General features: G+C 58.3%; 18 protein-coding genes. 15 read left to right on the top strand and 3 right to left on the bottom strand.

Annotated features, from left to right (window positions below):
• Positions 1 to 134: 134 nt before the first annotated feature.
• The 10 genes from nuoG to DJ564_RS12175 all read left to right on the top strand — a co-directional run bounded on the left by nuoG (position 135) and on the right by DJ564_RS12175 (position 12,094).
• The gene (nuoG, locus tag DJ564_RS12225) at positions 135 to 2,849 is read left to right on the top strand and encodes an NADH-quinone oxidoreductase subunit NuoG (protein ID WP_109629415.1); all 2,715 of its coding nucleotides are present in this window, start codon (positions 135 to 137) and stop codon (positions 2,847 to 2,849) included.
• On the top strand, positions 2,846 to 3,853 hold the full coding sequence (gene nuoH, locus DJ564_RS12220; protein WP_008146046.1) for an NADH-quinone oxidoreductase subunit NuoH: 1,008 nt from the start codon (positions 2,846 to 2,848) through the stop codon (positions 3,851 to 3,853). Before nuoG ends, nuoH begins: the two co-directional genes overlap by 4 nt.
• Positions 3,854 to 3,865: 12 nt before the next feature.
• Positions 3,866 to 4,411 carry an NADH-quinone oxidoreductase subunit NuoI gene (gene nuoI / locus DJ564_RS12215; RefSeq protein WP_007905075.1) on the top strand — a complete coding sequence of 182 codons (546 nt, stop codon included), beginning with the start codon at positions 3,866 to 3,868 and terminating at the stop codon, positions 4,409 to 4,411.
• A gap of 9 nt (positions 4,412 to 4,420) precedes the next feature.
• Positions 4,421 to 4,924 carry an NADH-quinone oxidoreductase subunit J gene (gene nuoJ, locus DJ564_RS12210; protein WP_109629413.1) on the top strand — a complete coding sequence of 168 codons (504 nt, stop codon included), beginning with the start codon at positions 4,421 to 4,423 and terminating at the stop codon, positions 4,922 to 4,924.
• Between the two features lie 2 nt (positions 4,925 to 4,926).
• Positions 4,927 to 5,235: an NADH-quinone oxidoreductase subunit NuoK gene (nuoK, locus tag DJ564_RS12205; RefSeq protein ID WP_010458852.1), complete on the top strand. Its 309-nt coding sequence runs from the start codon at positions 4,927 to 4,929 to the stop codon at positions 5,233 to 5,235.
• Complete coding sequence (gene nuoL / locus DJ564_RS12200) at positions 5,232 to 7,085, top strand: NADH-quinone oxidoreductase subunit L (protein ID WP_109629409.1); 1,854 nt, start codon at positions 5,232 to 5,234, stop codon at positions 7,083 to 7,085. Before nuoK ends, nuoL begins: the two co-directional genes overlap by 4 nt.
• A 39-nt stretch (positions 7,086 to 7,124) precedes the next feature.
• On the top strand, positions 7,125 to 8,657 hold the full coding sequence (gene nuoM / locus DJ564_RS12195) for an NADH-quinone oxidoreductase subunit M (RefSeq protein WP_109629406.1): 1,533 nt from the start codon (positions 7,125 to 7,127) through the stop codon (positions 8,655 to 8,657).
• A 7-nt stretch (positions 8,658 to 8,664) separates the two neighbouring features.
• Complete coding sequence (nuoN, locus tag DJ564_RS12190; protein ID WP_109629405.1) at positions 8,665 to 10,128, top strand: NADH-quinone oxidoreductase subunit NuoN; 1,464 nt, start codon at positions 8,665 to 8,667, stop codon at positions 10,126 to 10,128.
• 251 nt (positions 10,129 to 10,379) lie between these two features.
• Positions 10,380 to 11,720 (top strand): hypothetical protein, encoded by a 1,341-nt coding sequence (locus DJ564_RS31975; protein WP_162556198.1) that lies wholly within the window; start codon positions 10,380 to 10,382, stop codon positions 11,718 to 11,720.
• Positions 11,717 to 12,094, top strand: coding sequence for a hypothetical protein (locus DJ564_RS12175; RefSeq protein WP_109629400.1), 378 nt, complete (start codon positions 11,717 to 11,719; stop codon positions 12,092 to 12,094). Before DJ564_RS31975 ends, DJ564_RS12175 begins: the two co-directional genes overlap by 4 nt.
• A gap of 283 nt (positions 12,095 to 12,377) precedes the next feature.
• Here the strand turns inward: DJ564_RS12175 and DJ564_RS12170 are convergent, their stop codons facing one another.
• Entirely contained in the window at positions 12,378 to 12,758 is a 381-nt protein-coding gene (locus tag DJ564_RS12170) for a DUF6124 family protein (protein WP_109629398.1), read from the bottom strand.
• A gap of 729 nt (positions 12,759 to 13,487) precedes the next feature.
• Between DJ564_RS12170 and DJ564_RS12165 the strand changes: the two genes are divergently transcribed.
• The 5 genes from DJ564_RS12165 (at position 13,488) to DJ564_RS12150 (ending at position 17,577) form a co-directional block, all read left to right on the top strand.
• A complete protein-coding gene (locus DJ564_RS12165; protein WP_109629397.1) occupies positions 13,488 to 13,796 on the top strand; it encodes a DNA-binding transcriptional regulator in 309 nt (102 codons plus the stop codon).
• Between the two features lie 563 nt (positions 13,797 to 14,359).
• Positions 14,360 to 14,488 carry a hypothetical protein gene (locus tag DJ564_RS32380; RefSeq protein WP_256597498.1) on the top strand — a complete coding sequence of 43 codons (129 nt, stop codon included), beginning with the start codon at positions 14,360 to 14,362 and terminating at the stop codon, positions 14,486 to 14,488.
• A gap of 46 nt (positions 14,489 to 14,534) precedes the next feature.
• Positions 14,535 to 15,770: a YcaO-like family protein gene (locus DJ564_RS12160; protein WP_109629395.1), complete on the top strand. Its 1,236-nt coding sequence runs from the start codon at positions 14,535 to 14,537 to the stop codon at positions 15,768 to 15,770.
• Complete coding sequence (locus DJ564_RS12155) at positions 15,767 to 16,711, top strand: trans-aconitate 2-methyltransferase (protein ID WP_109629393.1); 945 nt, start codon at positions 15,767 to 15,769, stop codon at positions 16,709 to 16,711. The genes DJ564_RS12160 and DJ564_RS12155 overlap by 4 nt, the downstream gene beginning before the upstream one ends.
• Complete coding sequence (locus tag DJ564_RS12150) at positions 16,711 to 17,577, top strand: alpha/beta fold hydrolase (RefSeq protein WP_109629391.1); 867 nt, start codon at positions 16,711 to 16,713, stop codon at positions 17,575 to 17,577. The genes DJ564_RS12155 and DJ564_RS12150 overlap by 1 nt, the downstream gene beginning before the upstream one ends.
• A gap of 46 nt (positions 17,578 to 17,623) precedes the next feature.
• Here DJ564_RS12150 and DJ564_RS12145 read toward each other — a convergent pair whose 3' ends face one another.
• Positions 17,624 to 19,366 (bottom strand): ABC transporter substrate-binding protein, encoded by a 1,743-nt coding sequence (locus DJ564_RS12145; protein WP_109629389.1) that lies wholly within the window; start codon positions 19,364 to 19,366, stop codon positions 17,624 to 17,626.
• 48 nt (positions 19,367 to 19,414) lie between these two features.
• On the bottom strand, positions 19,415 to 19,687 hold the full coding sequence (locus tag DJ564_RS12140) for a DUF2160 domain-containing protein (RefSeq protein ID WP_109629387.1): 273 nt from the start codon (positions 19,685 to 19,687) through the stop codon (positions 19,415 to 19,417).
• Between the last annotated feature and the right edge of the window lie 10 nt (positions 19,688 to 19,697).

Here is a 19,697-nt window from a genome sequence, read left to right as displayed (position 1 = left end):
TTAAAAAGGCGAAGGGTCCGTGCCCTTCGCCTTCTCGTTCGATGACGCCTTTTATGGGCTGTTTGGATTCGGACGAATAACAAGATTCCATTAGCCACGCCCGCTGACACCGGGCCAACGAAGAACTTTGAACCATGGCCACTATCCACGTAGACGGCAAAGAGCTCGAAGTCGATGGGGCAGACAACCTGTTACAGGCATGTCTGTCGCTAGGCCTCGATATCCCTTATTTCTGCTGGCACCCCGCCCTTGGCAGCGTTGGCGCTTGCCGCCAGTGCGCGGTCAAGCAGTACACCGACGAAAACGATAAACGCGGTCGGATCGTCATGTCGTGCATGACGCCAGCGACCGACGGTAGCTGGATCTCCATCGACGACGAAGAAGCGAAAGTGTTTCGCGCCAGCGTCGTTGAATGGCTGATGACCAACCACCCTCACGACTGCCCGGTCTGTGAAGAAGGCGGTCACTGCCACCTGCAAGACATGACCGTGATGACCGGCCACAACGAGCGCCGTTATCGCTTCACCAAGCGTACTCACCAGAACCAGCAACTGGGCCCGTTCATTTCCCACGAAATGAACCGCTGCATCGCTTGCTACCGCTGCGTGCGCTTCTATAAGGATTACGCCGGCGGCACCGACCTCGGTGTGTTCGGCGCCCACGACAACGTGTACTTCGGTCGCGTTGAAGACGGCACCCTGGAAAGCGAGTTCTCCGGCAACCTTACCGAGGTCTGCCCGACCGGTGTATTCACCGACAAGACTCACTCCGAGCGCTACAACCGCAAGTGGGACATGCAGTTCTCGCCGAGCATCTGCCATGGCTGCTCCAGCGGTTGCAACATCTCTCCGGGCGAGCGCTACGGTGAACTGCGTCGTATCGAAAACCGTTTCAACGGTTCGGTAAACCAGTACTTCCTGTGCGACCGTGGCCGTTTCGGCTACGGCTACGTCAACCGCGAAGACCGCCCGCGTCAGCCGAAGCTGGCCAACGGCGCCAAGCTGACCCTCGACGAAGCACTGGATAAAGCCGCTGACCTGCTGCGCGGTCGCAACATCGTCGGTATCGGTTCGCCCCGTGCCAGCCTCGAAAGCAACTACGCGTTGCGCGAACTGGTCGGCGCCGAGCACTTCTACTCCGGTATCGAAGCCGCCGAGCTGGAACGCATTCGTCTGGTCATGCAGGTGTTGAAAGACAGCCCGCTGCCAATCCCGAACATGCGCGACATCGAAGATCACGATGCGATCTTCGTGCTTGGCGAAGACCTGACCCAGACCGCTGCCCGTATGGCGCTGTCCCTGCGTCAATCGGTCAAGGGCAAAGCCGAAGACATGGCCGATGCCATGCGCGTTCAACCTTGGCTCGACGCTGCAGTGAAAAACATCGGTCAGCACGCGCTGAACCCGCTGTTCATCGCCAGCCTGGCTGAAACCAAGCTCGACGACATTGCTGAAGAATGCGTTCACGCAGCACCGGACGACCTGGCCCGCATCGGTTTCGCCGTGGCTCACGCCCTCGACGCCAGCGCTCCAGCGGTTGAAGGCCTCGACACTGAAGCCCTCGAGCTGGCCAAGCGCATTGCTGACGCCCTGCTCGCGGCCAAGCGTCCATTGATCATCGCCGGCACCTCGTTGGGTTCCAAGGCGCTGATCGAAGCCGCCGCCAACATCGCCAAAGCCTTGAAGCTGCGCGAGAAGAACGGTTCCATCAGCCTGATCGTGCCAGAGGCCAACAGCCTTGGCCTGGCCATGCTCGGTGGCAACTCGGTCGACGAAGCGCTGCAAGCGGTGATCGACGGTAAAGCCGACGCCATCGTCGTGCTGGAAAACGATCTGTACACCCGCACCGACAAAGCCCGTGTCGATGCTGCCCTGAACGCCGCGAAAGTGGTGATCGTGGCGGACCATCAGAAGACCGCCACCAGCGATCGCGCGCACCTGGTCCTGCCAGCCGCCAGCTTCGCTGAAGGCGACGGTACGCTGGTCAGCCAGGAAGGCCGCGCCCAGCGTTTCTTCCAGGTCTTCGACCCGACTTACCTCGACGCGAGCATCCTGGTTCACGAAGGCTGGCGCTGGCTGCATGCCCTGCGCGCAACCCTGTTGAACCAGCCGATCGACTGGACCCAACTGGACCACGTCACTGCTGCCTGCGCCGCCAGCACGCCGCAACTGGCGCGCATCGTCGATGCCGCACCGTCTGCCGCGTTCCGTATCAAAGGCCTGAAACTGGCGCGCGAACCGCTGCGTTACTCCGGTCGTACCGCCATGCGCGCCGACATCAGCGTGCACGAACCGCGTACTTCCCAGGATAACGACACTGCGTTCTCGTTCTCCATGGAAGGTTACTCGGGCTCGGTCGAACCGCGTCAGCAAGTGCCATTCGCCTGGTCTCCGGGCTGGAACTCGCCGCAAGCCTGGAACAAGTTCCAGGACGAAGTCGGTGGTCACATCCGCGCTGGCGACCCGGGCACCCGCCTGATCGAAAGCACCGGTGATTCGCTGAACTGGTTCGCTGCTGTTCCGCGTGCGTTCAACCCGGCACCGGGCACCTGGCAAGTCGTACCGTTCTTCCACCTGTTCGGCAGCGAAGAGAACTCTTCCAAAGCCGCGCCGGTTCAGGAACGCATTCCGGCCGCTTACGTGTCGCTGGCCAAATCCGAAGCCGATCGCCTGGGTGTCAATGACGGCGCCTTGCTCAGTTTGAACGTCGCTGGCCAGACCTTGCGTCTGCCGCTGCGCATCAACGAAGAGCTGGGTGCCGGCCTGGTCGCATTGCCGGCCGGTATCGCCGGCATTCCGCCCGCGATCTTTGGCAAATCCGTTGACGGTCTGCAGGAGGCAGCTCAATGACCTGGTTCACGCCTGAAGTGATTGACGTGATCATCGCGGTCCTAAAAGCCATCGTGATTCTGCTCGCCGTGGTGGTGTGCGGCGCGCTGCTGAGCTGGGTCGAGCGTCGTCTGCTCGCCCTCTGGCAGGACCGTTACGGTCCGAACCGCGTCGGCCCGTTCGGCGCGTTCCAGATCGCGGCCGACATGATCAAGATGTTCTTCAAGGAAGACTGGACCCCGCCGTTCGCCGACAAGGTGATCTTCACGTTGGCGCCGGTCGTGGCCATGAGCGCCTTGCTGATTGCCTTCGCGATCATCCCGATCACCCCGACCTGGGGTGTAGCGGACATCAACATCGGCATCCTGTTCTTCTTCGCCATGGCTGGTCTGTCGGTCTACGCGGTGCTGTTCGCCGGCTGGTCCAGCAACAACAAGTTCGCCCTGCTGGGCAGCTTGCGGGCCTCGGCGCAAACCGTGTCGTACGAAGTGTTCATGGGCCTGTCGCTGATGGGCATCGTGATCCAGGTCGGCTCGTTCAACATGCGCGACATCGTTGAATATCAAGCGCAGAACCTGTGGTTCGTGATTCCGCAGATCTTCGGTTTCCTGACCTTCTTCATTGCCGGCGTCGCCGTGACTCACCGTCACCCGTTCGACCAGCCGGAAGCGGAGCAGGAACTGGCCGACGGTTACCACATTGAATATGCCGGCATGAAATGGGGCATGTTCTTCGTCGGCGAGTACATCGGCATCGTGTTGATTTCGGCGCTGCTGGTGACCTTGTTCTTCGGTGGCTGGCACGGCCCGTTCGGCATTCTGCCGCAGATCCCGTTCATCTGGTTCGCGCTGAAAACCGCGTTCTTCATCATGTTCTTCATCCTGCTGCGCGCCTCGATCCCGCGCCCACGGTATGACCAAGTGATGGATTTCAGCTGGAAGTTCTGCCTGCCGCTGACCCTCGTCAACATGCTGGTGACCGCTGCGATCGTGTTGCTCAACACGCCCGCCGTCGCGGCTCAGTGAGGATAGAGAATCATGAAGTACATATTTGACATCGTGCATGGCTTCTTCACCCAGCTTCGCAGCCTGGTGATGATCTTCGGCCATGCCTTCCGCAAGCGCGACACGCTGCAGTACCCGGAAGAAGCCGTGTACCTGCCGCCGCGCTTTCGTGGGCGTATCGTCCTGACCCGCGACCCTGATGGCGAAGAGCGTTGTGTTGCCTGCAACCTGTGCGCCGTGGCGTGCCCGGTTGGCTGCATCTCGCTGCAGAAAGCTGAAACCGAAGACGGTCGCTGGTACCCGGACTTCTTCCGCATCAACTTCTCGCGCTGCATTTTCTGCGGCCTCTGCGAGGAAGCCTGCCCGACCACCGCGATCCAGCTGACACCGGATTTCGAGATGGCCGAGTTCAAACGTCAGGACCTGGTTTACGAGAAAGAAGATCTGTTGATCTCCGGCCCCGGCAAAAACCCTGATTACAACTTCTATCGTGTTGCAGGTATGGCGATTGCCGGGAAGCCGAAAGGCTCCGCGCAGAATGAAGCCCAGCCGATCAACGTGAAGAGCTTGCTGCCTTAAGGAAGAAAGATGGAATTCGCTTTCTATTTCGCATCGGGTATCGCTGTGGTGTCCACGCTTCGCGTGATCACCAACACCAACCCTGTGCACGCCCTGCTCTACCTGATCATTTCGCTGATCGCCGTGGCCATGACGTTCTTCGCCCTCGGCGCACCGTTTGCCGGTGTTCTGGAAGTGATCGCCTACGCTGGCGCCATCATGGTGCTGTTCGTGTTCGTGGTGATGATGCTGAACCTCGGTCCCGCCTCGGTTCAGCAAGAGCGCGTCTGGCTCAAGCCCGGCATCTGGCTCGGCCCGGTCGCCCTCGGCACCCTGCTGCTGGTTGAACTGCTGTACGTGCTGTTCAGCCACTCCAGCGGTGAGGCCATCGGCCACACCACCGTAGACGCCAAGGCCGTGGGCATCAGCCTGTTCGGTCCTTACCTGCTGGTGGTCGAACTCGCCTCGATGCTGCTGCTTGCCGCAGCCGTCACGGCGTTCCACTTGGGCCGTAACGAAGCCAAGGAGCAATGACGATGCCTGCTATCCCTTTGGAGCATGGTCTGGCGGTCGCCGGCATCCTGTTCTGCCTCGGTCTGGTCGGCCTGATGGTCCGCCGCAACATTCTCTTCGTGCTGATGAGCCTGGAGATCATGATGAATGCCTCCGCCTTGGCCTTCATCGTCGCCGGTAGCCGCTGGGGTCAGCCGGATGGACAGATCATGTTCATCCTGGTGATCAGCCTGGCAGCCGCCGAGGCCAGTATTGGCCTGGCGATTCTGTTGCAGCTGTATCGCCGCTTCCACACTCTCGATATCGACGCTGCCAGCGAGATGCGCGGATGAATCTTCTCTATCTGACTTTCGTATTCCCTCTCATAGGTTTCCTGCTGCTGTCGTTCTCACGCGGCCGCTTTTCGGAAAACCTGTCGGCGCTGATTGGCGTCGGTTCCATCGGCCTGTCTGCGATCGTCACGGCTTACGTGATCTGGCAATTCAACGTCGCGCCACCTGAAGGCGGTCACTACACCCAGGTGTTGTGGCAGTGGATGGCGGTGGAAGGCTTCACGCCTAACTTCGCGCTGTACCTGGATGGTCTGTCCCTGACCATGCTCGGTGTGGTCGTCGGCGTCGGCTTCCTGATCCACCTGTTCGCGTCCTGGTACATGCGCGGTGAAGCCGGTTACTCGCGCTTCTTCGCCTACACCAACCTGTTTATCGCCAGCATGCTGTTCCTGGTCCTGGGCGATAACCTGTTGTTCCTGTACTTCGGTTGGGAAGGTGTGGGCCTGTGCTCGTACCTGTTGATCGGTTTCTACTACAGCAACCGCAACAACGGTAACGCGGCACTGAAAGCCTTTATCGTCACCCGTATCGGTGACGTGTTCATGGCGATCGGCCTGTTCATCCTGTTCCAACAGTTGGGCACGCTGAACATCCAGGAATTGCTGGTGCTGGCACCGCAGAAATTCCAGGCCGGCGACTTCTGGATGGTCATGGCCACCCTGATGCTGCTGGGCGGCGCTGTCGGTAAATCCGCGCAACTGCCGCTGCAAACCTGGCTGGCGGACGCGATGGCCGGTCCTACTCCGGTTTCGGCACTGATTCACGCCGCAACGATGGTAACCGCCGGTGTCTACCTGATCGCCCGTACCCACGGTCTGTTTGCCCTGGCGCCGGACATCCTGCACCTCGTTGGCGTCGTTGGCGGTGTGACCCTGGTGCTGGCCGGTTTTGCCGCACTGGTTCAGACCGACATCAAACGTATCCTCGCCTACTCGACCATGAGCCAGATCGGCTACATGTTCCTGGCGCTGGGCGTTGGCGCATGGGATGGCGCGATCTTCCACCTGATGACCCACGCCTTCTTCAAGGCGCTGCTGTTCCTTGCGTCCGGTGCGGTGATCGTTGCCTGCCACCACGAGCAGAACATCTTCAAGATGGGCGGCCTGTGGAAGAAACTGCCACTGGCCTACGCCAGCTTCATCGTCGGCGGCGCGGCACTGTCGGCCCTGCCACTGGTGACCGCAGGCTTCTACTCCAAGGACGAAATCCTTTGGGAAGCGTTTGCCAGCGGCAACCACGGTCTGCTTTACGCAGGTCTGGTGGGCGCGTTCATGACTTCGCTGTACACCTTCCGCCTGATCTTCATCGCGTTCCACGGTGAAGCGAAGACCGAAGCGCACGCCGGTCACGGCATCGCTCACTGGTTGCCGCTGTCGGTGCTGATCGTGCTGTCGACCTTCGTCGGCGCCATGATCGTTCCGCCACTGCACGGTGTGCTGCCGGAAAGCGTCGGCCATGCCGGCGGCGAAGCCAAGCACAGTCTGGAAATCGCCTCGGGCGCCATCGCCCTGGCCGGTATCCTGCTGGCCGCGCTGCTGTTCCTCGGCAAGCGTCGTTTCGTCACTGCAATCGCCAACAGCGGCATCGGCCGCTTCCTTTCGGCCTGGTGGTTCGCTGCCTGGGGCTTCGACTGGATCTACGACAAACTGTTCGTCAAGCCATACCTTGCGATCAGCCACGCACTGCGCAGAGACCCGCTCGACCAGACCATCGGTCTGATCCCGCGTATGGCCAAAGGCGGTCACACCGCCCTGAGCCGTACCGAAACCGGTCAACTGCGTTGGTACGCGGCATCGATGGCAGCCGGCTCCGTGCTGGTCATCGGCGCCATCGTGCTGGTAGCGGTCTGATATGAACCTTGCGAACTTGCGAAAGGAATTGAGCCCGTCATGATTCTGCCTTGGCTAATCCTGATCCCCTTCATCGGCGGCCTGCTGTGCTGGATGGGTGAGCGCTTCGGCGCTACCCTCCCCCGCTGGATTGCGCTGTTGACCATGACCCTGGAACTCGCGCTCGGCCTCTGGCTGTGGGCCCACGGTGATTATTCATTTGCTCCGGCGCCTGGCGCCGATCCGACCTGGGCGCTTGAGTTCAAGCACATCTGGATCGAGCGCTTCGGCATCAGCGTGCACCTGGCCCTCGACGGCCTGTCGCTGTTGATGATCCTGTTGACCGGTCTGCTGGGTATCCTCTCGGTACTCTGCTCGTGGAAAGAGATCCAGCGTCACGTTGGCTTCTTCCACTTGAACCTGATGTGGATCCTGGGCGGTGTCGTCGGCGTGTTCCTCGCCCTCGACCTGTTCATGTTCTTCTTCTTCTGGGAAATGATGCTGGTGCCGATGTACTTCCTCATCGCGCTCTGGGGTCACAGTTCTTCGGACGGCAAGAAAACCCGGATCTACGCGGCGACCAAGTTCTTCATCTTCACTCAGGCGTCCGGCCTGATCATGTTGGTGGCGATCCTGGGCCTGGTGCTGGTCAACTTCAACAGCACCGGCGTGATCACGTTCAACTACGCCGATCTGCTGAAAACCAAGATGTCGCTCACTACCGAGTACATCCTGATGCTCGGCTTCTTCATCGCCTTCGCGGTGAAGCTGCCAGTCGTACCGTTCCACTCCTGGCTGCCTGATGCTCACGCCCAGGCGCCAACAGCGGGTTCGGTCGACCTGGCCGGTATCTTGTTGAAGACGGCGGCTTACGGCCTCCTGCGTTTCGCCCTGCCGCTGTTCCCGAATGCCTCGGCCGAGTTTGCGCCGATCGCCATGACCCTGGGTCTGATCGGGATCTTCTACGGTGCGTTCCTGGCCTTTGCACAAACCGACATCAAGCGTCTGATCGCCTACTCCTCCGTTTCCCACATGGGTTTCGTGTTGATCGGCATCTACTCCGGCAGCCAACTGGCGCTGCAGGGTGCAGTGATGCAGATGCTGGCGCACGGTCTGTCGGCCGCGGCACTCTTTATCCTCAGCGGTCAGCTGTACGAGCGCACCCACACCCGCGACATGCGTGAAATGGGTGGCCTGTGGTCGAAGATCGCTTACCTGCCGGCCATCAGCCTGTTCTTTGCCGCCGCGTCCCTGGGCTTGCCGGGCACCGGTAACTTCGTCGGTGAGTTCCTGATTCTGATCGGCACGTTCCCGGCCGCCCCATGGATCACCATCATCGCGACGTCCGGTCTGGTGTTCGGTTCGGTCTACTCGCTGATCATGATCCACCGTGCCTACTTCGGCCCGTCCAAGTCGGACGCGGTGTTGCATGGCATGGATGGTCGCGAACTGATCATGGTGGTCGGTCTGGCGGCATTGCTGATTTACATCGGCGTGTACCCGCAACCGTTCCTCGACACCTCTGCCGCGACGATGCATGGCGTGCAGCAGTGGCTCGGCACCGCCTTCACTCAACTCGCTTCGGCCCGGTAAGAGCGCTATGGAATTCACGACTCAACACTTTATCGCGCTTGCGCCGTTGTTGATCACCAGCGCCACGATCATCGTGGTGATGCTGGCGATTGCCTGGCGCCGCAACCACTCGCAGACCTTCCTGATTTCCGTGGCAGGTCTGAACCTGGCGTTGCTGTCGATCCTGCCAGCCCTGAAAGTCGCGCCTCTGGCCGTGACTCCGTTGCTGCAGATCGACACCTTCGCCTGCTTGTACATGGCGCTGATCCTGGTCGCCACCCTCGCCTGTGTCACCCTCGCCCACGCCTACCTCGGCGATGGCGGTTCGGGTTACCCGGGCAACCGTGAAGAACTTTACCTGCTGATCCTGATGGCCGCCGCCGGTGGCTTGGTGCTGGTCAGCGCGCAGCACCTGGCCGGGTTGTTCATCGGTCTGGAACTGCTCTCGGTACCGGTCTACGGTCTGGTGGCTTATGCCTTCTTCAACAAGCGTTCGCTGGAAGCCGGTATCAAGTACATGGTGCTGTCGGCTGCCGGTTCCGCGTTCCTGCTGTTCGGGATGGCCCTGCTCTACGCCGACTCCGGCAGCCTGAGCTTTGTCGGTATCGGCCAAGCGCTGGCCGCCACCGGCTTGCCGAGCTCGCTGGCGCAACTGGGCCTGGGCATGATGCTGATCGGTCTGGCGTTCAAACTGTCGCTGGTACCGTTCCACCTCTGGACCCCGGACGTTTACGAAGGTGCTCCGGCACCGGTGGCGGCGTTCCTGGCCACTGCTTCGAAAGTGGCCGTGTTTGCCGTGATGGTGCGTCTGTTCCAGATCTCGCCTGCAGCAAGCAGCGGTGTGCTGAGCGACGTGCTGACCATCATCGCCATTGCGTCGATCCTGTTCGGTAACCTGCTGGCACTGACCCAGAGCAACCTCAAGCGTCTGCTGGGTTACTCGTCCATCGCTCACTTCGGCTACCTGCTGATCGCCCTGGTGGCGAGCAAGGGTCTGGCCGTGGAAGCCATCGGCGTGTACCTGGTCACCTACGTGATCACCAGCCTCGGCGCGTTCGGTGTGATCACGCTGATGTCCTCGCCGTACAACGGCCGTGACGCGGATGCCCTGTACGAATACCGCGGCCTGTTCTGGCGTCGTCCGTACCTGACCGCCGTCCTGACCGTGATGATGCTGTCCCTGGCCGGTATCCCGCTCACCGCGGGCTTCATCGGCAAGTTCTACATCATCGCCACCGGTGTCGAGTCGCACCAATGGTGGCTGGTCGGTTCCCTGGTACTGGGCAGCGCCATCGGCGTCTTCTACTACCTGCGCGTCATGGTCACTTTGTACCTGATCGAGCCGAACCTGCGTCGCCACGATGCGCAACTGCACTGGGAACAACGTGCAGGCGGCGTGATGCTGCTGGCCATCGCTCTGGTGGCATTCTTCCTCGGCGTCTACCCACAACCGCTGCTGACGCTGGTTCAGCAGTCGGGTCTGGCGGGCTGATCGCTCGGCGATATCTGGCTACAAACAAGAACGGCACCTTCGGGTGCCGTTTTTGCATTTGTGGGATTTGTTACCGCTGCCCTGCCCTCCTTCTGCAATCCCTGAAAGCTCATGCGGGATTGTCGGTTCCTTTGGAAAAGCTAATTCTTTGGGGATAAATCGGACTTTCCCTACACCTAAAACGGAATCACCCGGCATTTAAAATTGAGGCTGCTCGCCAAAGTCCCCGTTTTACGAATCGGGACACGAACGTGACTAGACTCATCCCCAAAAGCGAACTCAATGGCCAACGTAGCCAACTACTCGACCCTTACCAAGCCATGGAAGAGTTCCGCCAGTCTCTGAATCGCCCCGACGATCTGCCCGGCTTCGACGATCTGCTAAACGCGGTAGGCCTCCATCGCTCCAATTACCTGCAGGGTGTCAACCAACGAAAACTCATCGATGCCGTCAGTAACGGTGACTGGGCACTGGTGAAACCGCGCGTTACTGGTGATAGCGGCGGTGCCTCCTGGAACGCCTTCAAACCCAAACCCGAGCCAGCACCCGCACACCATCTGGTAGAAGAACACGCCTTCACTCTGCCCAAACCGGCAGAGTCCGGCTTCCACATCGTCCAGACACCCATGACCCTCGAAGCGCAGGAACGCTCGCTGTACGAAGTTACACCCAGCGATGTGCTGCGCCGCGAGTTCCGCTCGCTCAATCGCCATCTCGGTGAACAGGTAAAACCGGGGCAAATGGTCATCTTTAGCGACTCGCGCAACTACATGTGCCGACGCGAAGAGGCGCAGATGATGGCGGCTGCGGAAAAAGTGAATGAAGCGCTGAAGGATCTGACTGATGAAGAGGCTTCGTTCATGGTTGAGCATCATGAAGTGATTGAACCGTTTTTGGGAGTTTCTTCCGGAGCGTTGGGTGTAGCGTCATTTATGGTGGGTCAGCATATGGAAACGCTAAAAAACACACTTAAAGAACTGGAGCGGTTACACATGGAGCAGTACCGCCAGTATGGCCATCTGAAATCCCCGGATTTTTTTGCGAAACGCAAAAGGCTGATGACGAAACTGGATGTCGATTTAGGGCCTTTGGTTCGCAAGACAACGGGTATTCCGGATCATCCGAAACTTAAACGGGCGCTAGGTTTGTCAACGCGAAGAATCGTGCACAACTGGAACAAGGCTGGCGTACCGACTCAACTGCCGGGCTATGCAACTCATATCGAAGGCGTGGCGCGAGCCTCTAAATACATAAAGGCGGGCGGTTATGTGGCGATTGGTCTAGGTGCTGGTTCAGCGGCGATGAAGATTCACGAGGCATGTCGCACCGGACGCGAGGAGGAATGTCGTCAGGCAAAATATGTGGAGGGCTCGAAACTATCTGGAAACGTTGCAGGCGGAATGATTGCTAGCCGACTGGCGCCAGTTTTTGCACAAATGACATGTGCTGCGATTGGGGTGGGAACAGTTGGTACTGGAGGATTAGCGTGCATGTTAGTTGTGAGCGGTATGCTTGCCGCACAAATGGGAGATAGCGGTGGTCAAGCTGGAGAATTTATCGGCGAAAAACTGTACGAGGTGAACCAGCAATGACCTTTGACCAATTAATTGGCTTATCCGGAGTCCCACTTTTCGTATTGTTTTTTGTGAACTACTTATTCTCAGCGTACGTAGCAACCCACAAACTAGAAGAGATTCAAAGCCACTTCACCAACTCTCGTTTCGTCGCATCTCATCGAGGAGACAAGAATACTGCGATCATCTTCAAAGTAGGAAATCTGGAGATTATATATGCCCTACTAACCTTGAAATTCTTTCGCAATATGGATCCAGACTCGATTGATGAGGTAGAGATCTTTCCAAAAACGTTGCGCCCTTGGGTGGTCATTCCCGGTCACATCAACACAATTTGCGCCTTGTGGTTTTTTTTAATACTTGTCTGGATCAATGTTACGGGTTATCTATGATCCTCCCTGATCTCGCCCATACTTTTACTGGACCATGATTTTTTGTCGGGAAGTGATCCGGACGCAATAAACGAGATCGCTAGTTTCCCATTACCCGCACGACGCTGGGTCATCATTTCCGCTCGATTGCTTGGTTATTCTTTTCTAGGCTATTGCGTGACCTATCTCGGCGGAACACTCTTTGGGGTACTTGCCTGACAGAAGCGAAACCGACTGTCAGCCATTCAGTAAAAACGCGGACCTTCTGGCGCCGCGTTTTTTTGTGTCTGCTCAGTCCCGCTGATCAGCCAGCGGGGTCGACGTTGTCCAACGCCTTGTTCACCGCCAGTTCGCCCAACATCACCACCTGTGCGATCCCCAACAGCGTTCTGCGATGCGTGCCTTCCAGCAGCGCAGCAAAGTCACCGAGCATGACCGTGGCCGATGCCAGGGATTCACAGGCATTGGCCAGCAACGACTCTGTGTCTGCTTTGGGGTTTACGAAGAACATTTCGTTGGGGGTGTATGGCGCGGCCATGATTTGGGCGGTGGGGTTGAGGTAGTAGTCGAGCGCGCGGTCGGCGGCTTCGTGGAGTTTTCGGGTGTCAACGGAAGCATAAGGGGATGTTGAGTCGGCGTCCGCAACGGCGTCTGCTTCGGGAGGGTTGGGTGTTGGCTTTTTCATAAGTAACTCCGGTGTGTGGCTATGGAGCTGGCCCATTCGGTTCCAATCGAAGGGGTGGCAGCTGTACGCAGGTTGGAACCCGGGCCACCGAAAACCCGACAGACTCGAAGTCTCCCGCGCACAGCCGCCATAACGGAGTGCACACCATCAAGGTGCGCAAGCATACGTCATGAAAGGTGCTTTTGCTTTCAGTGGAGTCGCGGGGTTCCAATCCCGATCGCTGATTTGGCAACGACGTGCACAGGCTAGAGAACGGACGTCCGACGGACAACCTGAAAACATTGTGGGACGGTTCTGCTCATACACCTAAACGCTTAAACATACAGCATTGAAATACGAACTGTGGTGCACGGAAATACCAAGCCCGCTCAGGCTTGCCCGCCAAAGGGCCGGCCCATCCAGCATCTTTATCGACTGCCCCACCGCTATCGCGGGCAAGCCCGGCTCCCACAGCTTTAGCGGTGTACACGAAGCCTGCTGGCACCTCGCAATACTGTAGGAGTGAGCCTGCTCGCGATGGCGGACTATTAGGCACAAAAAACGGCACCTTCGGGTGCCGTTTTTGCGTTTGGTATAGCGGTTTTCAGACATCGATTGACACACCGTTTTCAGACCAGCCCCACTGCCAGGTATTCCTCCCCTTTATCGAATGCGCTCACCGTACTGGTCGACTTCTCCTACAGGTGTTTTTACGACCGGGGTCTACCGTTGAAATCGGGAACGAAAAGGATGGCTCTGACGCCCGAACTGATGGATGGCCTCGAAGCCCTGGCGGATGAGCGCCTAGGCAAGATCACATTGCGAACACACAAGGTTCAGTTGCCAAAGCTGGTGCCCATCACTGCCGAGGAAGTGGTAGCCATCCGCCAACAGCTCAACCTCTCCCGTTCCGTGTTCGCCATGTATCTGCGCACCAACACCCGAACCCTCGAGAATTGGGAGCAGGGACGGGCAATTCCCAATGCCCAAGCCACGACACTGATCCGCCTGGTTGAGCGTTTTCCGGAGACAGTAGCGCAACTGGCTGCACTGACTTGAATTGTCTGCACCATTTTAATTGCTCGTTCATTGGATCGTTGCCCGCAGTGACGGACCTGCTCGCTAAAGCGCTGGAACTGGCACAAACAAAAACGGCACCTCTCAAGACTGAGTGAAAAAGCACTGAAGGTGGTCTCAAGCAAACGCCCCGACTTGTTCGGGGCGTTTTCATTTGTGCAGAAAGCAAAGACTTCTGCCGGTTGAATTCGAGGGGTAAACACGCGTCGCCGTCTGAGGAGACTTCAAACGCGGTAGGAAAAATCTCCGCGCATATCTGTAAAGGAACGAAAACAGACTCATCATTGCAATTTGGCTACCCAACTATCTGAATTTTCCCACATCCCATTTCCCCCTTCGCTGCAGCAAATGCGGCGTTTATTCGGCGTCCGCCCCTGTTTACGAATCAAAGTCGTCAATCGCGGATTAATGTGTATGTATTTCCTCACACCAGAAATAACGACACCGTAACTCCCCGTCACTTTTGACCGACCAACTTTCAACTTATACAGTTGCTCCGTGCTTGATTAAGCACTCCACTATCCAACAAAAAAGAGAGTTTACCTATGGGTTACCTTGTCAGCTGGAACGCAAACAAAGTTATCGACCTGGAACAACAGGACACCCCCACAGCAGAGCAAATTGAACAACTGCAACTGACCGAGGATGAACAAGCAGAACTGGAAGCCGTTTAAGAAAGCGGGGGGCAAATGCCCCCCGTTTTTTTCAAGGGAGGGAACGATGGATAACTTTACACGTGTAGAACGAGAACTCACCCTTGCGCAGGCTGAAAAGAGGATTCACGCCGAACTGGAAAACCTGGGGCTTCGCGCAGAACCCCGCATACTCGGGCAAAAAATTGTCGCGGTGCATGTCTCGGCGAGTGCTGGCAATCAACAGGGCATCGCCAGGGGAGCGGGAAAAGGTTACCTCCATCACGCCCAGGTGGGTGCACTTTACGAAACACTGGAACACCATCTAAGTGATCATTTCAGCGCCTGCGATATTCACTGTATTGCCCCGCATTACTTTTCTGACTCTCCACTATTTTTCGATGACACGGTTCTTTCTACTCTCACCGACCAACCCGATGCTTTGACAGCCTGCAGAACTTACACGGACATATTCAAAAAAACTTTATTCTCTTACCCCGTTGCATTATGCACTCCCGACTATTCACGCCAGCCACTGGAACAAGACTCTACGAACTACGGCGTATTACGGCGCTATGCCTCTAACAGTGGAACGGCCATTGGCGCGAGCTACGACGAAGCGGTCTTGCATGCGGCAAATGAATGCATCGAGCGCGATGCGGTTTCGTTGTTTCTGCTGGAGCATTTTTACTACGAGAACCGGCCTGTGCTGCGCCGGGTCGGTCGCGTGGCAGATCACGAACAATTGGGCCAACTGTGGTCGGATGCCGAAGCGGAGATCGGAGCGGAAATCATCCTGATCGACATCAGCACTGAATTCCTGCCACACACCTTTCTGGCGTTCTCAACCGAACCCGCCTCCCATCCTCGCGTGTTTGGCAGCGGTAGTTCGATCAGCGCCCGACATGGCGCCTGGCGGGCGCTGACCGAACTCGTCCAACTCCATCACGGGGCCTCGGAGCCAGGACTGCAACACTACCTGAGTAACGCGCAACGGCACTTGAGCAAATTTCCTCGCCTGCTCCGCTGCCTGCAATTCGACCTGTATCCACTGCTTACCTTGTGCGAGCAAGTCACGGTCGACTTACCCGAAACAATCAATGAACGCCCGTTGGCCGAGCAAATCAACTTGCTGGCAGAAGATCTCCACCAGCATGGACGCGCGCTGGGGGTCACCCAACTCCATCAAACCTCGTTGGGGACCACGCTGGTCAACGTCGTCATTCCGGGGCTGGAGCGTTTTTTTGTGGTGTCCAGTGGCAATGTGGTGATACCGCAGGCACGAGGGCGGCGCCTGCAAAGGAATCAGGGAGTAGCAGCATGACCCCTGCCCTTTGTCGAGAACACCACCTCGCTCAATCATTCCCCCGGCGCGAGGCATCGCCGGGCGAGCTCGATCGTTTCATCGAACCCTTCGGCTCAGGCCTGCATCATGTGTTTGTATTGCGTGTCGGCGGCAACGAATGGGTCGGCCGCAAAGTCCTGCAATACTGCGAGACGGTCGGCTGGCACATCAGCAGCGTGCTCCAACCCTGGATGCTGCTCGGACCGCTGGTGCAATGGCATTGGGGCAATCAAGGCACCGTGATCTATTTCCGTGCAGTATCTGCGCAGGAGAAAGAAACCGCGTTCCATAACGCATTGACGCAGTCGGGCAGCGAAGTGAGTTTTCCGTTTCCTGCCATGGATGACAGCGGCCGAGAGTGCGTCTGCCCGCCCGAGTATTGGCAATGCAATGAATCGCTCGCCACACAGCTGGATGCTGACGAAGGGCATTTTCGCCAGCATTGCACAAGCCTGCTCAAAAACCTGTCATCACCCGGCGCGGTGATCCATGACCCGGCGTGTTCGACGGGCGAGTTCATCGCGCACCTCGCTGGCGAACTCCCGGATCGCCAATGCCTGGGGTCTGATCGCTCAGCGTCGATGATTGACTATGCCAAAAAGCATCATGGCACTTCAGCCGCCCGGTTCTACCTGGCCGATGCCCACCACATCGCGACAACAGGTATTCAATGCGATGTGCTGATCATTCGTTTCCTCAATGCCGAAGTGATGACGCGCAAGGACGCGCAGCGAGCGCTCCTCGATATGGCAGCCGGCGTTAAACCGGGTGGCACGATTTTCCTTTTCGGCCATACGCCGGTACTGATCGCCGTGCCCTATATGGCGCAGGCGCTGAAGCTTGAACTGATATCCAGCGTAGCGGCCCGGCCCGGCCACACAGAACTGTTTCAATTCTACAGGCTGAGGACACCCGCCTAATGGTGAACAGTGGCTACTACTCGACCGGCGACGGTCACCAACTCTATTGGGAGCGGCACGGCACACCCGGTGGCGAACCGATATTTTTCCTGCATGGCGGACCGGGGGGTTGCAGCGACAGCCGTCATCTCGAGTTCTTCGATGAACGCTGTTTCGACATTATCCTGTTCGACCAGCGCGGCTGCGGCCGCTCCGTTCCCCACGGCGAACGCCAACACAACGACACCGGGCTTTGCGTCGAAGACATCGACGCCCTGCGGCAGCATCTGGGGTTCGAAAAAATCAGCATGCTCGGCGTCTCATGGGGCAGCTGGCTGGCCATTCAATACCAGCAACGCTATCCAGAGGCCGTTCTGAAAACCACACTGGTCTCAGTATTCGTACCGTTTGCAGCCAACGTAAATGCCTACGATCAAACCTTGAATGACGGCCTGTCGGCCATGGCACATGGGGCATGCGCCGTCAGTGCCGGTGCGATCTACCAACTCCTGGACAATGGCTGCGCAATCCAGCAGCGTCAGGCGGCCCTCCACTGGTTAAGGGCGACTTTGCAATTGAGCGGACAATCGATGCAGCCGAGCGCACTCGAAGAATTCGTGGACGACGAAGCCGTGCGCGCTATCCGCCTGGAATTGCATTACCACGTAAACCAGTACTTCTTCACATGCACGGACGAAGCGCCTTCGCTTGATGCCCATACTGAAGTGATCCAAGGCATCAGAGACACCTTCGGCATGTCCAGCGTGCGGTGGCTTCGGCAGCGCCAGCCGCTGCGGTGCCGGCTACTCTTCGCCGGACACAATGCCTTCGACCTCCCGATTCTGAAAGCCGTGCGCCAGTCGCTGAAACGTGAAAGTGAGCGTTAAACAAGAACGGCACCCGAAGGTGCCGTTCAACAGTGCAGATGGTCTGTTACTTGCGCGCCGCCTCCCACGATTTCAGCAGTTCGGCATAGCTCACGGTTTCACCTTTAGGCTTCTCGTTCGCCAGTTTCGGCTTCGGAGCACCCGGCTGATCGAACCAGTATTGAGCATCGCGCTCCGGGTTCATTTTCGGTGCGCAGGTGGCTTGCGCCTTCGAGCGTTCCAGACGCGCCATGATCGCGTCCTGATCCTTGGCCAGGCCATCCAGCGCCTGTTGCGGAGTCTTCTCGCCACTGGCCGCTTCCGCGATGTGGCTCCACCACAGTTGTGCCAAGCGTGGATAGTCCGGCACGTTGGTCCCGGTCGGGGTCCATTGCACGCGGGCCGGACTGCGATAGAACTCGACCAGGCCGCCGAGTTTCGGTGCCAGGTCGGTCATGGCTTGCGAGTTGATGTCCGACTCACGAATCGGCGTCAGGCCGACGATGGTTTTCTTCAGCGACACAGTTTTCGAGGTCACGAATTGCGCATAGAGCCAGGCCGCCAGTTTCTGCTTCTCAGGCGTGGATTTCATGAACGTCCAGGAACCCACATCCTGATACCCCAGCTTCATGCCCTCCTCCCAATACGGTCCGCGTGGAGATGGCGCCATCCGCCATTTCGGCGTGCCGTCGGCGTTCATTACCGGCAGGCCCGGTTTGGTCATGTCGGCGGTGAACGCGGTGTACCAGAAGATCTGTTGGGCGATGTTGCCTTGGGACGGCACCGGGCCGGATTCGGAGAAGGTCATGCCTGCCGCTTCCGGTGGTGCGTAGGCCTTGAGCCAGTCGACGTATTTCTGCGTCGCATAGACCGCCGCCGGGCCGTTGGTGTCGCCGCCACGGGTCACGCTGGAACCGACCGGGTGGCAATCCTCGACGCGGATGCCCCACTCGTCCACCGGCAAGCCATTGGGAATGCCTTTGTCGCCGGCACCGGCCATGGAGAACCAGGCATCGGTGAAGCGCCAGCCGAGAGACGGGTCTTTCTTGCCGTAGTCCATGTGCCCGTAGACACGTTTGCCGTCGATCTCCTTGACGTCTTCGCTGAAGAACTTGGCGATGTCTTCATAGGCCGACCAGTTCACCGGCACACCCAATTCGTAGCCGTACTTTTCCTTGAACTTGGCTTTGAGCTCCGGCCGTTCGAACCAGTCGGCGCGGAACCAGTACAGGTTGGCGAACTGTTGGTCAGGCAATTGATAGATCTTGCCGTCCGGTGCAGTGGTGAACGAAATGCCGATAAAGTCCTTGAGGTCCAGGGTCGGCGAAGTGAAGTTCTTGCCTTCGTTGGCCATCAGGTCGGTGATCGATTCGGTCTTGCCGTAGCGAAAGTGCGTACCGATCAGGTCCGAGTCGTTGACCCAACCGTCATAGATGTTTTTGTCCGACTGCATCTGGGTTTGCAGCTTTTCCACCACGTCGCCTTCCTGCAGCAAGTCGTGGGTCAGCTTGATCCCGGTGATTTCGGTGAAGGCCTTGGCCAGGGTTTTGGATTCATATTCGTGGGTCGCGATGGTTTCCGAAACCACCTTGATGCTCATCCCGCGAAAAGGCTCCGCGGCCTTGATGAACCACTTCAGCTCTTCGAGCTGCTGCTCGGGCGTGAGGGTGGACGGTTTGAATTCGCTGCCGATCCATTTCTTCGCGGCGTCTTCGTAGGCATCGGCCCAGGCCGAAGCGCTCAGACCGCTGAGTGCCAGCATGGCTGCCAATGAAATGCTATGTCGCAGCTTATTGTTTTTGTCGAACATAGAGACCTCCTGTTTGATTTTCGGAGCAACATTGCCGATCGATTTCGACTAGCCCCAACGCATCACAGCCAACAGCCACACCAGGGACAACGCGAACGCAACCCAGATGCTCCAGTCGGTGACGCCGATTACCAGCAAATGCAGGTAGGCGCTGCCGAGAAGACCGATAAACAGCCGATCGCCACGGGTGGTGGCAATCGGCAAGAAACCACGCCGAGGGACACTCGGCGAACGTAATTCCCAGGTCGTCATGCCCGCCAGGATCAGGCCAATGGCGATGAAGAACGCCGCCGTGGGGACAGTCCAGCTCATCCATTCCATCATCAGCTCC

Source organism: Pseudomonas sp. 31-12 (assembly GCF_003151075.1).
In the GTDB taxonomy this organism is placed as follows: Bacteria; Pseudomonadota; Gammaproteobacteria; order Pseudomonadales; family Pseudomonadaceae; genus Aquipseudomonas.
This window is presented reverse-complemented; position numbering and strand designations above follow the sequence as displayed.